Origin of the sequence: Crenothrix polyspora, from assembly GCF_900163755.1 — a bacterium.
GTDB lineage: Bacteria > Pseudomonadota > Gammaproteobacteria > Methylococcales > Methylomonadaceae > Crenothrix > Crenothrix polyspora.
In genome coordinates, this window is record NZ_FUKI01000131.1 from 1 (window position 1) to 14,260 (window position 14,260).

The following is a 14,260-nucleotide window of genomic DNA, read 5'->3' on the forward strand; positions in this document are numbered from 1 at the left end:
ACCAGGAACCACCGTCAATACTGACGAGTGGGGGGCGTACAACCATCTTGCAAAATCAGGCCGTCTGCATGTAACAGTTTGCCATACACCCGGCAAACGTGAATGGGCAAGGGATGATGACGGGGACGGTATCCGTGAGGTGCACACCAACACCAGCGAGGGTTTCTGGACAGGACTTCGCAACTTCCTTCGCCCTTTTCGGGGCGTTAATAAGGTGTTCTTGCAACAGTACATAGCTATACATGAATGGGCTCACAATATCAAAAGATGTACTTTGGCATTTTTGAGAATTATGTGTGGCATCACACAATTCGCCCCATGAGCCATAAGTGTTTGTCTGTGCGTGCAATCATATTATTTTAGTGAGTCGATCTATAATGGCCACATTAGCCGCACTTACTGTCGCCACAATTAAGACACGTCATACAGCCATCCATTAATACCAGCGCTTTGGTTTGGCATTTGCTACATAACAGGGCTTTGGCTGGAAATGCGCCATTATCACCCAGTGCTGAGGTATCATTATGCAATGCTTCAAATTCTTGGCGTTTGGCGGCTAAAAATTGTCTTTGGTGTTCATCCATTTCTTTGTCTTTTAACATACCGATTTGTTTCATGTGCGATTCAATCGCGCAGCCTATTTCAGCCACCAAAGACGGCATAAACACCCCGCCTTTTTTAAAATAACCTCCTTTGGGATCAAAAACCGCTTTTAGTTCTTCCACCAAAAACGTGGCATCGCCACCTTTACGCAATACAGCGGAAATAACCCGTGTAAGTGCTAAAACCCATTGAAAATGTTCCATGTTTTTAGAGTTGATAAATACTTCATAGGGTCTGCGCTCTTCATACTCTGTGCCCACATTAAGCACCATATCGTTAATGGTAATGTATAAAGCATGCTCGGATTGCGGGGTTTTTATTTTATAGGTTGAACCAAATAAAATTTCTGGGCGCGTGACATTTTCGTGCATGCTTTCCAGCGCATTGATTTTGGCATCGTTAGCCGATTGTTCGGATGCGGCCTTGTCTTCGCCGGACAATACTTTGTAAGTGGTGATTTTTTTGTCTATTTTAAAAGTCATAATGGTAAATCCGTAAAGTAAAAATAGTTAAGAACAGTATGGTATTAGGTGCGTAGCTTAGCAAGCTACGGTAAACGATAAAATATAAATAGGGTTCTTCTGGTAGTGCGCGTACAATTTTCGATAATTATTTAATTTTTATAGGGTGTAATAATGAAAAAAATAACTTTGGCATCTGTTGTACTGGCGTTGTCTGTATTTGCACATGTCGGTTACGCGGATGTTGAGCTGAAAACGAAAGAGCAAGTTGAAGGTAATTGGAAGTTGCAATATACCAAAAGCTCTTTAACGACCCAACAAATCATCAAGCGTGAAGATACTTGGTTAATGAAAGATGGCAACATTACTATCTCAAATATCCCGCATGATGGAAAACATTATGATCAGCCAGCGCTGATCTATTCTGTAGAAGATGGTAAATTAAAAGTACCGTATTTAGGCAGAGGCGGTGGTGACTTTTTCTCATTGGTTTCCATTGATGATAAAAATATGGTATTAAAAGGTAAGTTTGGCGAATATTATTATTTCGATAAAGTCGCTGCCAAGTAGCCTTGGTTTTTCGTGTTGTTTAATTGGCTAAATGACTGTTATTAGCTGATTAGGCACAACATAACGTTTTGTTTTAACGTGGCATCTTTTGCGACAAGATGTTTAATCATCATAGCTATTATTAACGCAGGTGAAAATATGAAAATGACTACTTTGTTAATCAGTGTTGCTATGGCTAGCTTGCCTGCGGTTGGTTTGGCTGCCAAGTGCCCGCGTTCTGATCTTGCTGGTACGTGGCGTGTATACACGGTATTTCAATCGGTGGTTCGTTGTACACTTGTTATGTCGAGCAGCGGCGTAATTGGTGGCCGATCCTCTTGTTATGCGCCCGATATTTTCGATTCCGTTCCCGCTACAGGTAAGTTAGTACTAACAGCAGATTGCCATGTAACGGGTAGTATTAATGCCAATGCTCAGCTGCGCTATCTTGATGGCTGGATCAGTAAAGGCAAAGACAGTGTTTCGGGTATCGGCTGGAAGCCTGGTAATGTGTTTGCCGGCAATGTGTTTTCTGGCGTGAAGCAATAGTGTTTGTTTTGTTGGGGTGATGTTAGGAACCCCATAGTGGATGTACGAATACGCATTGCCTATTGTGTCAGTCAGTCGATAAGTGTTGTTCATAGCTTTCAATAAAAATACCTAACGCGGTTACCAAACGGGCAAGCGGATGGTTTTCGTCGGCTCCGCCTAAATCCATTAGATGGTTTAGGGCATCAATGGCGATTTCGTAATCGTGTTCATTTTTAATAGGATACAGCGGTACGGCTTCGCACAGTGCCGCATAGTGGTTGATTGCTTGGATTGTTGTGTTGGCGGTTAAGGTTTCCATAGGTCGTACTCTTTGTGGGTTAACACGGCGCGAATGTAAACGGTTTGGGTATTAAAATGGATTGCAGTTATTAAGCGGTAATGATTGCCTGCAATATCAAATACATAATATTGGCCTACTTTGTCCACGGAATTAAAAGTGGTTTTCAGATCAGCATAAGACTTAACGTTTGTAGTTTCAATTTTTTTACGCCATTCTTGCAAAGCAGGTTTGGCCTGTGGGTGAATTCTCGAAAAATCCTGCAATGCTTTATTGCTTATAATTCGCATAGAATGAGTTTAAGTTATTTTTACAAATAATTGTATCGCACAAATGCTGTAGGTTGGTGCTGACGTTAGGAACCCCAACATTAGTGTATCAATCTGTTATGTTCTGGGGGGGCATAATCTACGGTATTAACTTTAGCCTGCTCAATGTCGGCTTGACCTGATTTATGAAAATAGTTGATAAATACCTCTAAAGGATTGGGAATTTTCGATCGACAAAAAGCCTCGGTGGAATTTATCGGGGCTTTTGGTTTTCTAAAAATCACATCAAAACTTTGTAACACTCTTCTATCAACACATCAATCAAACCCACCACACTAAAAACATCCCTGTATAGTGCAGCTTGTGGTCAATGAATAATTTTGCCCACAGTTTCATCCACACAAATCCTATCCAACCCAAAGCTACTGATTTCGTTAGCCCACTTTTCTTCTGATTCGGCAAGTGCAGCAAAGCGCTCTGTCTTTTTAATATCGGTTACATCAGTTACCTTGGCTTTTTTAAGCACGTCTCTTTCTGATAATCTTGAAATTAACTCGTCCCAAAAAGTATTGTTTTCAAATTCTTGAATAAACTCCTCAACAGCAGATTCTAATTCGACAGTTGGATAGTATTTGTTATCTTCCTCTTCAAGTTCGACCAAATCTTCACAGCCTATTTGATTGGCAAGTGCTAATAATTTGTGGAACAATTCCCCAAAAGCCTTGGTATCAGATCTAGATTCCGTATTATCGTGCGCATGCAGTACCCAATCAGCAATTTGCATGGCCTCAAGCAAGGAGCGGTATTCTTTTTTGGTAAAGTTAATTTTCATGATAGGTACATAAGATTATGTGAGTCATTAAAAGATCAAAACTTCCCATAATAGCCTTCCTTCAAGGCATCAAACAAATTCGCGGCACTGTGAATTTCACCGTCATACTCCACATCATCATTGCCTTTAAATTCCACCACCGAACCGTCTTCCAAGGTAAATTGATAGGTAGTATTTTCCAAATCTGACTCTTTAACCAGCACGCCTTGGAACACCTCAGGATTAAATCGGAACGTCGTACAGCCTTTTAAGCCTTTGTCGTAAGCGTATTGGTAAATGTTCTTAAAATCTTCATACGGGAAATCAGTCGGCACATTGGCGGTTTTGGAGATCGACGAATCAATCCACTTTTGCGCTGCCGCCTGAATATCCACATGTTGCTTCGGGGTGACATCATCAGCGGCAATAAAATAATCCGGCAATTTTTGGCCTGCTTCCTCGCTGTACGGCATGGCATTGGGGTTAACCAACGTGCGGTATGCCAACAGTTCAAACGAATACACATCCACCTTTTCTTTAGATTTTTTACCAGAGCGGATCACATTACGCGAATAATGGTGTGCAAAGCTGGGTTCAATGCCGTTGCTGGCATTATTGGCCAGCGATAACGAAATCGTACCGGTAGGCGCAATGGAACTGTGGTGGGTAAAACGTGCGCCCACTTCAATCAATTCCGCGACCAGTTCCGGCTCTTCCCTGGCCACTTGCTGCATATAGCGGCTGTATTTGGCCAGTAAAACCTTACCGGTGATGGCATCACCAATCTTATAGCCATCCGTTACCATTTCTGGGCGTTTGTGCAACATTTCACTGCTTACCGTGAAGACTTGTTCCATAATCGGCGCAGGGCCTTTTTCTTTGGCCAGTGTTAACGCGGCTTTCCAGCCTTCTATCGCCATTACTTTGGTGACTTCTTCAGTAAATTGTAAGGAGTTATCGTCGCCGTATTTCATACCCAGCATGGTAACGGTAGAACCTAAACCTAAATACCCCATACCGTGGCGGCGCTTGCTGGTAATTTCTTCGCGTTGCTTTTCTAACGGCAGGCCGTTAATTTCCACTACGTTATCCAGCATACGGGTGAATATACGGATGGTTTTGCGGTAAGTGTCCCAGTCAAAGCTGGCTTCTTGGGTAAAGGGTTTTTTAACAAAGCGGGTGAGGTTGATTGAACCTAGCAGGCAGCTGCCGTAGGGTGGTAACGGTTGTTCGCCACAATTTCCTGTTACAATTCCGTTAAATATAATTGTATTATTGTCATCTTGAGTTGTATCAAAGACGGATTCTTTTCCAATATATGCAATATGGGCGATTGAACTGGTGAAGTCATTTTGTTTAGCCCAAGTGCGATCTCTTGCCCATTCAGAATATTTTTCATTTTTCTCTTTTCCTAAAAAACCAATTTCATCCATAAAAACATCACGCGATTCTGAGCCGATAATCAACTCATAATCTGCTTTACATTCGTAAGCTTTTTGGCCACCCTTACCATCGGGCAACATTCTTGAACCCGCTTTTCGGCGCTTGAGGATTCGGCAAAAAATACCAAAATTGCTTAATAACTTTTGTACATCTCTAAGCAGATCAGGATGGCTTGATGCTAATCGAATCGTGCAATAATGATTTTTGTCATCACGTTGAACAGTACCATCAGCTTGGAATAAAGCGCTCAAATAGCCTTTTACACAGTCTTCCGTACCTTGCCAGATAACTTCTGGTACACGTAGTTTGCTGTCTTTATTAAAACCGTAAAATTCCAGTACTCTCGCTAATAAAACTGAGCGAATCATAATTAGGTTACGATCTGGAATAGCAACCGCTGAAATGGTATAGCTTCTAGTCGCGTTATGTTGCAAGGTGGTTGTGGCGATTAATTGATTAATATAAGCCACTAATTTTGGTGCAAAACCACGGTCGTCATTCCATAAGTTAATAACAGCCGCTTGTTGCTGTTTGCCGCGATTGGTGAAATGGCCATCGCCGGTAATAAAACCTAATAGGTTGCCGAAGTTTTTATCACCTTGCTGGCCAAATTGGCCTTTACCGGATTGGATCAGTAATTTGTCACGGATTTTTAAATCCTTTAATTTAATCTTGCCGCGAGAAGTGTAAAAGTCATGCCAAGCGGTGGCTTTGATTTCATAACCATCGCGCGTGGTAACACGATAAATGTCTGCTGACTCGGCGGTCATAAAAGCTGGTTTAGCGGGGCGGACAGCCGTGCCTTTTTCCTTTAAGCCCAATGCGCGATGATCAACGGTAACTTCCAATGGTGTATTACTGGCGTAAAGATCGCCAATTTTTACCATACCGAATTGCGTATGTAGGCGTGTATCAGCGGTAACACAAGGATTAGTCGCACGAATATTCTCGCAAAACCAGTTGTTATTCATTTCGTTCACTTTGTCGATCAGAATAAAACCCGGTTCGGCGTAATCATAAGTCGAACTCATGATGATGTCCCACAAGCGCCGTGCTGGAATCGTCTTACTGATACGGCAGGCCACCAAGCCAGCACTATTGACTACATAGTTTTCTTTATTGGCCAGATCGCGCCAGATAATGCTCGCTGTATCGTTTAAATCTAATTGATCTTGCTGCACTTCTCTGTCATTAATGGGGAATGACAACGGCCAGGGCGCATCGTTTTTAACCGCATCCATGAACTCGGTGGTAATCAACAACGACAGGTTGAACTGGCGCAAGCGGCCATTCTCGCGTTTGGCGCGGATGAACTCCACCACATCAGGATGGCCGACATCAAACGTGGCCATTTGTGCGCCACGACGGCCACCGGCGGAGGACACCGTAAAACACATCTTGTCGTAAATATCCATAAACGACAGCGGCCCTGAGGTATACGCACCCGCACCGGACACATAGGCATCCTTAGGCCGGAGGGTAGAAAATTCATAGCCGATACCACATCCCGCTTTTAACGTAAGCCCCGCCTCATGCACCTTGGCGAGAATATCGTCCATAGAATCAGCAATAATGCCCGACACCGTACAGTTAATCGTAGACGTAGACGGCTTATGCTCCAGCGCACCGGCATTGGAAATAATACGTCCGGCTGGGATAACACCTTGGCGTAACGCCCACAAAAATTCTTTGTAATACTTCTCTTGATTAGCTTTGCCTTTTTCAACTTCAGACAAGGCTTTGGCGACCCGTTGGTAAGTTTCATCAATAGTAGCATCCAGTGCCGTGCCGTCTTTGGACTTTAAGCGGTATTTGGTGTCCCAGATATCCATAGAGGCATCTTGGAAAGTGATTTCGGTTACGGCATTGGGGATGATGTGCAGTTGTGCGGTCATGATGAATCCTCCAGGCAGGATGTGGTGAGTGGACTGCGGTTACAAAGTGATTAGGCAAGTCTAGGGGGCTAAGGTTTTTTTGTCAATATATAGTGGGTTAAATACTTTATTTGCACAATATATAGTATTTTTGTTGATTTTTTAAATTCGTCGCTCGATCAATAAGTTAAAATAATGCTTTTTTTGTAAGCAAGATAAGGTATTGATAAGCGCTATTATCAGCACATTATTAATTAGACACGTCTTAGAAAATATTTTGGAAATTGGTTTGGTGCGGGTGTAGGCAGAGAAAAATACACGTATTGTGGCTACGACTGATTGTTTGGTGTGTTTTATACCCTGTGGAGAGTGGGTGTAAAGCGAATGATAATGAGCGCCGTTAGGCGCTCACAGTAAATTTATATGGCTTGTTTTAGTGGTCAAATGATTTTAGAAGTTTTCATCTTTGGTCAGTTCTCTCAAATACGCCAAAAAGTCATCTTTTAGTTCTTTATGCAATAGGCCATGCTCAACCGTGGCAATCAAAAAGCCTAATTTAGTCCCGCAGTCGTAACGCTTGCCTTCAAATTCATAGGCTAACACTTGCTCATCATGCATCAACTCGGCAATAGCATCAGTTAATTGAATTTCACCACCAGCACCGCGTTTGGTTTTTTTCAGCTTATCAAAGATGCCGGGCGTTAAAATATAACGCCCGACAACAGCCAGATTTGATGGTGCAACATCTGGTTTTGGCTTTTCAACAATCATTTCCACGGGGCCGTATTTGCCAGTAAATTCGCCGGTTCTGACAATGCCGTAACTGCCGGTATCGGCTGGATTAATTCTTTCTACACCCAGTATGGAGCTGTGTTTTTTTTCATACAAATTGACCATCTGCGCCATACAACCGCGCGTAGAGTCTTCAATTAAATCATCTGCCAAGATAACAGCAAACGGTTCGTCGCCAATAACGGGTCTGGCGCAATAAACGGCATGACCAAGCCCTAACGCTTCGGGCTGCCTAATAAATACACATGAAACGTGTGAGGGTAAAATATTACGAATCAAATCTAGCGTTTCTGTTTTACCCTTGGCTTCCAGCTCTTTTTCCAGCTCATACGCTTTGTCAAAATGATCGGGAATAGCACGTTTGCTGCGTCCCGTAATAAATACCATTGTGTCAATGCCGGCTGCAACGGCCTCTTCTACGGCGTATTGAATCAGTGGTTTATCAACAATAGGCAGCATTTCTTTAGGACTGGCTTTGGTGGCTGGTAAAAAACGTGTGCCTAAACCCGCCACTGGGAAGACGGCTTTGGTAATTTTTCTGGTCATTATAATGATTTCCTTATTATGGATATAAAATTGAAAATTAAAGTATTTTAAGTATTTAATTACACACGACCGTATTGATCGTTAAACCGGACAATATCATCTTCGCCCAGATAGCTGCCGGATTGCACCTCGACAATCTCCAGCGGAATAACGCCAGGATTTTCCAACGAATGCACTACGCCCAACGGAATATACGTTGATTCATTTTCGGTAATCAGTATTTGCTCATCGCCTTTACTGACCAAGGCGGTGCCTTTAACGACTACCCAGTGTTCAGCGCGGTGATGATGTTTTTGCAGCGATAATTTTGCGCCCGGTTTAACCACAATGCGCTTGGTTTGGTGGCGATCGCCACTGTCTACCGAATCATAATGCCCCCACGGGCGGTACACTTTACGGTGGGTTTGCGCTTCGCTACGGCCAAGTTTTTTTAATTGATCAACAATTAGCTTCACATCTTGCACGCGGTCTTTGCTGGCTACCATGACTGCATCGCTGGTTTCTACGATGACTAAATCATGAACACCAATCACAGTTACCAGCTTGTTCTCCGAGTAGATGAAAGAATTAGTGCTGTCAACAGTAAAGACATCACCGCAGATGGCATTGCCAGCGGTATCTTTAGCAGTGACATCCCATAATGCCGACCACGATCCCACATCATTCCAGCCTGCATCCAGTGGAATCACCACGGCTTTATCGGTTTTTTCCATCACCGCATAATCGATAGAATCGGCAGGGCAGGCAGAGAACAAGGCTTTATCCAGGCGGACAAAATCCATATCGGCTTTGGCGGCCGCGAGGGCTTTTTTACAAGCCGCTAGCATGGTGGGGTGAAATTTTTCCAGTTCCTGCAAAAAACTACCGGCGGTAAAGGCAAACATACCGCTGTTCCAGAAATAATTGCCGCTTTGCAAATACTGAACAGCGGTGGCTTTATCAGGTTTTTCTACAAATGCGGCGACTTTCATGGCGCTATGGGCGATTAACTCGCCGCTTTTAATATAGCCATAACCGGTTTGTGGTTCGGTAGGTACAACACCAAAAGTGACCAAAAAGCCTTGTTTGGCCATTAGCTTGGCTTGCATAACCGCTTTATGGAACGCCACTGTATCAAGAATGACATGATCGGCGGGCAGTATTAACAGCACATCCTCGGCAGAGGCGGCGGTTAAGGCGGCGACTGCAACCGCTGGTGCGGTATTTTTGCCGACTGGCTCAAGAATAATGGCGGCGGGGTGGGCATCAATCTCGCGCAGTTGTTCGGCCATAATAAAACGGTGATCTTCGTTACACACGGCAATGGGGGCTTGCAATCCAGCAAGGCCATCTAGGCGTTGTAAGGTGTCTTGCACCATCGTATGTTTGGCGATCAGCGGCAAAAATTGTTTGGGGTATTGGCCGCGCGACAGTGGCCAAAGCCGTGTGCCTGAGCCACCAGATAGAATGACGGGTATCATTGCTTTTTTTCCTTAATGTAAGCGTTGTTATGCGCCGGATGTACCGGCAGGGCTATGTTACGTGAGAAATCTTAACTATTGCTGAATTAGCTTAAGTGTATTTTCAGGTAATTGGTGTGCTGTTGCGTCTTGCAGATGCAGTTTGGCATCTTCATGCACGGTCGCCATGAAGGTAATCAACTGCATTTCATGCTTCATTTTCTGCTCTATGTCGGAGGCTTCCCACATGGCATTAAGCAGAACTTTAGCGTGATGATGGATGGTAAAAGCCACAGCTTCCGGTAGGTGCGTGTAGCTGTTTTGGATGGATTTTTTCAGCCGATCCAGAGAATTTAAGTATTGCTCATAATCTTTTACATCTTGGTTGCATTTGGTTTTATACATGGACAGTTCGCTGTCGTGGCGGACTTTAAGCAAACTGATGTCGTGTTCCAATTGCACACTGTGTTTTTTTAATTTGGCTGCCAAGGTTTCTTCGGCAAAGATTTGCATGTGCTTAAGCTTGGTCTGCTGCATCAGATTAGCGGTTTGCCATTGCAGGTTTTCATCTTTAACCGCATGGAACAGATCAATAATCTGCGATAGCCAGTTTTTGAGTGACATCATACCTTGGTGAGTGACGCTATGTGTTGCTGTAATTTTAACAGAGCGGCGCTATTTTGGTCATTTTTAAAACGCATACAGTCCGCTTGTAATTGGTTAAACTGGCTATCAGAAAGGTGTTTTTTTAAGGCTAATAAGTCATGATTGATGGCTTTGCTTAAGCTGCGTAAATGATTTTTGTTATTTTTGTACAGCAGACGTTTACGTTTTAATTCGGCAAGATAGCGTATTTTGTCGGTTTTAAGATGGAATAAACGGGTAATTTCTTGTTGTTTTTGCGATATATAGAGCAGTCTGCGCTGCATGCGCTGATGGTTGGAAAAATAATCTAAAATAGCTTGGGTGGTTAATTTGGCGATCAGTAGCAAGCCAGTGACCAGTATCAGGCTAAATGCACAAAAAAGCAGAGCGATGCCCAGTGTGTTAATGGTAGTGGGCAGCAGGGGAATCGACAGCCGCAGTAGTATATCCGCCAATAAAAATACGGCCAGTGCGGACACAAACAGTAATAAGGCAATGCGGATGATCAAGGGGCGTTAGTATGATGTTCAGGTTTGTGTCGGTTCATACCCGTGGTATTGCCTTCGCAGCCCACGGTAAGCATAATTAAAACTGTCCAAAATAAGACTGTGTGTTTTTTCATGGCGCATTTTTCCTATCACGATGATTGCCCATCAAGCGCAATGGATCACGTTGATCTGTAAGGGCGAAAAACAGCTATGACAATACTTTCATAGTATTTGGATTTTCACATGTTTTAATATGGCTTTCAATCGTTTTTAACGCGTTATTGTCCACGGAATACACAAAACAGGGGCATTTTCATTGCCTGTATTTTTTGTTTTTTGTGTACCCCGTGGACTAAAGTTTTTAGTCGTTAAAAAATAATTTTCTGCTTTTTTAGGGTATTGTAAATATCATCAAGCGTGTTTTGCTGGCAATCAAATACTACATCAGCCAATTCCGCCGAGCTATTAATACAAAGTCCAATCAAACCAGCGTTTTTAATGGCTTGCATCAGCGCGAAATCCTGGCTTTCCAGCACAGTAGCCGCATGGCCGTTATCAAACAGTTTTCTTTCCAATTGGTAGGCGAGTGCTTTACCTGCATCGCCTGTTAAAGACACAATGCTGGCCATCTGGCCAAAACGCGCGGCACGCTCTTCGCTGCTGACGGGGCGTTGCAGGCTTTCATCGATAGTGCCGGTAATCATGCCCGCACCCACCGTGCCGTTGGTCAAGCGGTCGATGATGATGAATGCGCCAGTGCCTTTGTTGGTTTTGTAGGTGTCGTATACCACGGGCGCGGTTACCGAAATCGCACACGAGCCGATTTCGTTTAGCTGCAAGGTAGTGGCATCGTGGTGTTCCAGGGTATTGACATCAATGCGGTGGTGGATCATGGCTACCGAGCCTGGCACGCTGCGGGTGGCCAGTTTGATGGTGTATTGCCGTCCCGGTGTTAAAGCGGCATCGGCCATCCATACAATGGTGGCGTTAAATTTATCGGCTACTGTGATGGTGGATGTGGTTGTACCCACCAATATATCGCCGCGACTGACATCGATTTCATCATCCAGCGTCAAGGTGACTGCCATTGAGGTAAACGCTGATGCCAGCTCGCCGTCATAAGTCACGATAGATTTGATGGTGCTTTTTTTACCGGACGGTAGGGCGGTTACTGTGTCGCCTTTACGGAAAATACCGGATGCAATTGTGCCACAAAAGCCGCGAAAATCCAGGTTAGGGCGGTTGACGTACTGCACCGGCAAGCGGGCATCGGTAAAGTTTCTATCGCTCATGATTTCTATGGAATTGAGCAGTTCCATCATCGGTTGGCCGGTAAACCACGGCATGTTTTCGCTGGGGTTGACGACGTTATCACCATCCAGTGCCGACATCGGGATAAAGTGAATATCCTGCAAGTCCAGCGATTGGGTGAAATTCATATAATCTTGTTTGATATTATTGAACACGGTTTCGCTGTAACCGGCCAAATCCATTTTGTTGATGGCCACGATAATGTGTTTAATACCTAATAGCGAGGCAATAAAACTATGGCGTTTGGTTTGGGTTTGCACTCCGTAACGGGCATCAATCAGAATGATGGCCAAATCGCACGTAGATGCGCCAGTGGCCATGTTGCGGGTGTATTGCTCGTGGCCTGGTGTATCGGCAATGATGAATTTGCGCGTTGATGTGGAAAAATACCGATAGGCAACGTCAATGGTAATACCTTGTTCGCGTTCGGCTTGCAGGCCATCGACCAGCAAGGCCAAATCTATTTTGCCAGCGCCAGTGGTGCCAGATTTTACGCTGTCGGCTTGCACGGCGGCCAATTGATCTTCGTAGATCATCTTGGAATCGTGCAGCAAGCGACCAATTAAGGTGGATTTACCGTCATCGACATTGCCACAGGTTAAAAAACGCAGCAGTTCTTTATTTTCGTGCTGTGTCAGGTAGGCGTTGATGTCGGTGCTGATGAGGTCGGATTGATGAGACATGGGTAAGGTTCAAGGTTCAAGGTTCAAGGTTCAAGGTTTTGTATTAAGCGGTTGCAGATGGCTTAATGATATAACCGAGGTTCATGGTTGGCGGGCTTTTATTAAAGCTGCGATCATTTTTGATATTTGTTCGACTTCTTGTATCCACGTTAATCCGGTGTGCTTGTGAATATAGCCAATCTCAATACCGATATAAATCTGAGTTCGCAGCTCACCTGCCGAGCCTTTGGCGTAAAAGAAAAACTTTATAGCATCTTTGTTAGTACCTCGTTCATAGCTTTCGGCAATATTACTGGATATGGATAATGCGCTACGGGTGATTTGGTCTTTAAAACCAAAGTCTTTGCAGTCTTTAAGGGCTTTATATATTTCCACGCATAATCGACAGCCACGTTTCCATACCTCCAAATCCTCAAAGCGCATAATGCTGTTTTTAACCTTGTTCCTTTTACCCTGAACCTGCTTTTAAAAATAACCTTCACGCTTCTTTTGTTCCATAGAGCCAGCTTGATCATGGTCAATCAACCGCCCTTGGCGTTCCGACGTCGTAGTCAACAACATTTCCTGAATAATCTCCGGCAATGTGGTGGCTGTTGATTCCACTGCACCGGTTAATGGATAACAACCCAGGGTACGAAAACGCACCATTTTTATTTCGACTTTTTCGTTGTCGGCTATCGGCATACGCTTATCATCGACCATAATTAACATGCCGTCGCGATTAACCACGGGGCGTTCTTTGGCAAAATACAGCGGTACGATAGGAATATTTTCCAGATGAATATACTGCCAAATATCCAGCTCAGTCCAGTTTGACAGCGGGAAAACGCGGATGCTTTCGCCCTTGTCAATCTTGCCGTTGTAGATATTCCATAACTCAGGGCGTTGGTTTTTGGGGTCCCAGCGGTGGTTTTTATCGCGGAACGAATATACCCGCTCTTTGGCACGGGATTTTTCTTCATCACGTCTAGCGCCACCAAACGCTGCATCAAACTGATATTTATTTAAAGCTTGCTTTAAGCCATCGGTTTTCATGACATCGGTGTGTTTTTTACTGCCGTGGGTAAACGGGCCGATACCTTGATCTACGCCATCTTGATTGATATGCACCAGCAGTTCCAGACCCAATTTTTTAACCAGATCATCACGAAAGCTAATCATTTCCTGAAATTTCCAGGTGGTATCAACGTGCATGAGTGGGAAGGGCGGTTTACCCGGATAAAATGCCTTCATGGTTAAATGCAGCATGACGGCAGAGTCTTTGCCTATGGAGTACAGCATCACTGGGCGTTCAAATTCCGCCGCGACTTCGCGGATAATGTGTATGCTTTCGGCTTCCAGTTGTTTAAGATGGGTAAGTTTAAAATCAGTCATTGATAACCTTTGTAGGTCTTAAAAATCCGCCCGCTTGGTAATGGCGCGGTGTACGGGTTGAATAATGTGGAATAGTCGGCTATTTTAGAGTGTACACGCCGTTAATGCCAGACTTGTATTTGCTTTGAAAGGTGTTTAAGTAT

The 14,260-nt window shown here is 44.0% G+C and carries 15 protein-coding genes; 3 read left to right on the forward strand and 12 right to left on the reverse strand.

Features of this window, described 5'->3' with window-relative positions:
- On the forward strand, positions 1-322 hold a 322-nt coding region (locus tag CRENPOLYSF2_RS12500; protein WP_140396859.1), incomplete at its 5' end, for a transposase.
- Between the two features lie 64 nt (positions 323-386).
- Here the strand turns inward: CRENPOLYSF2_RS12500 and CRENPOLYSF2_RS12505 are convergent.
- Entirely contained in the window at positions 387-1,085 is a 699-nt protein-coding gene (locus tag CRENPOLYSF2_RS12505) for a TSCPD domain-containing protein (RefSeq protein WP_087144284.1), read from the reverse strand.
- A gap of 153 nt (positions 1,086-1,238) precedes the next feature.
- Between CRENPOLYSF2_RS12505 and CRENPOLYSF2_RS12510 the strand changes: the two genes are divergently transcribed.
- On the forward strand, positions 1,239-1,634 hold the full coding sequence (locus tag CRENPOLYSF2_RS12510; RefSeq protein ID WP_087144285.1) for a hypothetical protein: 396 nt from the start codon (positions 1,239-1,241) through the stop codon (positions 1,632-1,634).
- A 138-nt stretch (positions 1,635-1,772) separates the two neighbouring features.
- The gene (locus tag CRENPOLYSF2_RS12515; protein WP_087144286.1) at positions 1,773-2,162 is read left to right on the forward strand and encodes a hypothetical protein; all 390 of its coding nucleotides are present in this window, start codon (positions 1,773-1,775) and stop codon (positions 2,160-2,162) included.
- 67 nt (positions 2,163-2,229) lie between these two features.
- On the opposite strand, the gene CRENPOLYSF2_RS12520 is transcribed toward CRENPOLYSF2_RS12515, so the two are convergent.
- The 11 genes from CRENPOLYSF2_RS12520 to cysD form a co-directional block, all read right to left on the reverse strand.
- Positions 2,230-2,463 carry a hypothetical protein gene (locus CRENPOLYSF2_RS12520; protein WP_087144287.1) on the reverse strand — a complete coding sequence of 78 codons (234 nt, stop codon included), beginning with the start codon at positions 2,461-2,463 and terminating at the stop codon, positions 2,230-2,232.
- Complete coding sequence (locus tag CRENPOLYSF2_RS12525; protein WP_087144288.1) at positions 2,451-2,732, reverse strand: type II toxin-antitoxin system HigB family toxin; 282 nt, start codon at positions 2,730-2,732, stop codon at positions 2,451-2,453. The genes CRENPOLYSF2_RS12520 and CRENPOLYSF2_RS12525 overlap by 13 nt, the downstream gene beginning before the upstream one ends.
- Before the next feature lie 346 nt (positions 2,733-3,078).
- Positions 3,079-3,543 (reverse strand): hypothetical protein, encoded by a 465-nt coding sequence (locus tag CRENPOLYSF2_RS12530; protein WP_087144289.1) that lies wholly within the window; start codon positions 3,541-3,543, stop codon positions 3,079-3,081.
- Positions 3,544-3,578: 35 nt separating this feature from the next.
- A complete protein-coding gene (locus CRENPOLYSF2_RS12535) occupies positions 3,579-6,860 on the reverse strand; it encodes an LAGLIDADG family homing endonuclease (protein WP_087144290.1) in 3,282 nt (1,093 codons plus the stop codon).
- Positions 6,861-7,289: 429 nt separating this feature from the next.
- Positions 7,290-8,177 (reverse strand): UTP--glucose-1-phosphate uridylyltransferase GalU, encoded by an 888-nt coding sequence (gene galU, locus CRENPOLYSF2_RS12540; RefSeq protein ID WP_087144291.1) that lies wholly within the window; start codon positions 8,175-8,177, stop codon positions 7,290-7,292.
- Between the two features lie 59 nt (positions 8,178-8,236).
- A complete protein-coding gene (locus CRENPOLYSF2_RS12545; RefSeq protein ID WP_087144292.1) occupies positions 8,237-9,637 on the reverse strand; it encodes a mannose-1-phosphate guanylyltransferase/mannose-6-phosphate isomerase in 1,401 nt (466 codons plus the stop codon).
- Between the two features lie 75 nt (positions 9,638-9,712).
- The gene (locus CRENPOLYSF2_RS12550; RefSeq protein ID WP_087144293.1) at positions 9,713-10,243 is read right to left on the reverse strand and encodes a hypothetical protein; all 531 of its coding nucleotides are present in this window, start codon (positions 10,241-10,243) and stop codon (positions 9,713-9,715) included.
- Positions 10,240-10,770 (reverse strand): hypothetical protein, encoded by a 531-nt coding sequence (locus CRENPOLYSF2_RS12555; protein WP_087144294.1) that lies wholly within the window; start codon positions 10,768-10,770, stop codon positions 10,240-10,242. Before CRENPOLYSF2_RS12555 ends, CRENPOLYSF2_RS12550 begins: the two co-directional genes overlap by 4 nt.
- Before the next feature lie 347 nt (positions 10,771-11,117).
- The gene (gene cysN / locus CRENPOLYSF2_RS12560) at positions 11,118-12,743 is read right to left on the reverse strand and encodes a sulfate adenylyltransferase subunit CysN (protein ID WP_087144295.1); all 1,626 of its coding nucleotides are present in this window, start codon (positions 12,741-12,743) and stop codon (positions 11,118-11,120) included.
- Between the two features lie 81 nt (positions 12,744-12,824).
- Positions 12,825-13,166 (reverse strand): four helix bundle protein, encoded by a 342-nt coding sequence (locus CRENPOLYSF2_RS12565; protein WP_087144296.1) that lies wholly within the window; start codon positions 13,164-13,166, stop codon positions 12,825-12,827.
- A gap of 42 nt (positions 13,167-13,208) precedes the next feature.
- A complete protein-coding gene (gene cysD, locus CRENPOLYSF2_RS12570; protein ID WP_087144297.1) occupies positions 13,209-14,117 on the reverse strand; it encodes a sulfate adenylyltransferase subunit CysD in 909 nt (302 codons plus the stop codon).
- Between the last annotated feature and the right edge of the window lie 143 nt (positions 14,118-14,260).

Coding starts and splice junctions, on each gene's coding strand:
- CRENPOLYSF2_RS12505 (WP_087144284.1), bottom strand. CDS start 1,085: ATGACTTTTAAAATAGACAAAAAAATCACCACTTACAAAGTATTGTCC.
- CRENPOLYSF2_RS12510 (WP_087144285.1), top strand. CDS start 1,239: ATGAAAAAAATAACTTTGGCATCTGTTGTACTGGCGTTGTCTGTATTT.
- CRENPOLYSF2_RS12515 (WP_087144286.1), top strand. CDS start 1,773: ATGAAAATGACTACTTTGTTAATCAGTGTTGCTATGGCTAGCTTGCCT.
- CRENPOLYSF2_RS12520 (WP_087144287.1), bottom strand. CDS start 2,463: ATGGAAACCTTAACCGCCAACACAACAATCCAAGCAATCAACCACTAT.
- CRENPOLYSF2_RS12525 (WP_087144288.1), bottom strand. CDS start 2,732: ATGCGAATTATAAGCAATAAAGCATTGCAGGATTTTTCGAGAATTCAC.
- CRENPOLYSF2_RS12530 (WP_087144289.1), bottom strand. CDS start 3,543: ATGAAAATTAACTTTACCAAAAAAGAATACCGCTCCTTGCTTGAGGCC.
- CRENPOLYSF2_RS12535 (WP_087144290.1), bottom strand. CDS start 6,860: ATGACCGCACAACTGCACATCATCCCCAATGCCGTAACCGAAATCACT.
- galU (WP_087144291.1), bottom strand. CDS start 8,177: ATGACCAGAAAAATTACCAAAGCCGTCTTCCCAGTGGCGGGTTTAGGC.
- CRENPOLYSF2_RS12545 (WP_087144292.1), bottom strand. CDS start 9,637: ATGATACCCGTCATTCTATCTGGTGGCTCAGGCACACGGCTTTGGCCA.
- CRENPOLYSF2_RS12550 (WP_087144293.1), bottom strand. CDS start 10,243: ATGATGTCACTCAAAAACTGGCTATCGCAGATTATTGATCTGTTCCAT.
- cysN (WP_087144295.1), bottom strand. CDS start 12,743: ATGTCTCATCAATCCGACCTCATCAGCACCGACATCAACGCCTACCTG.
- CRENPOLYSF2_RS12565 (WP_087144296.1), bottom strand. CDS start 13,166: ATGCGCTTTGAGGATTTGGAGGTATGGAAACGTGGCTGTCGATTATGC.
- cysD (WP_087144297.1), bottom strand. CDS start 14,117: ATGACTGATTTTAAACTTACCCATCTTAAACAACTGGAAGCCGAAAGC.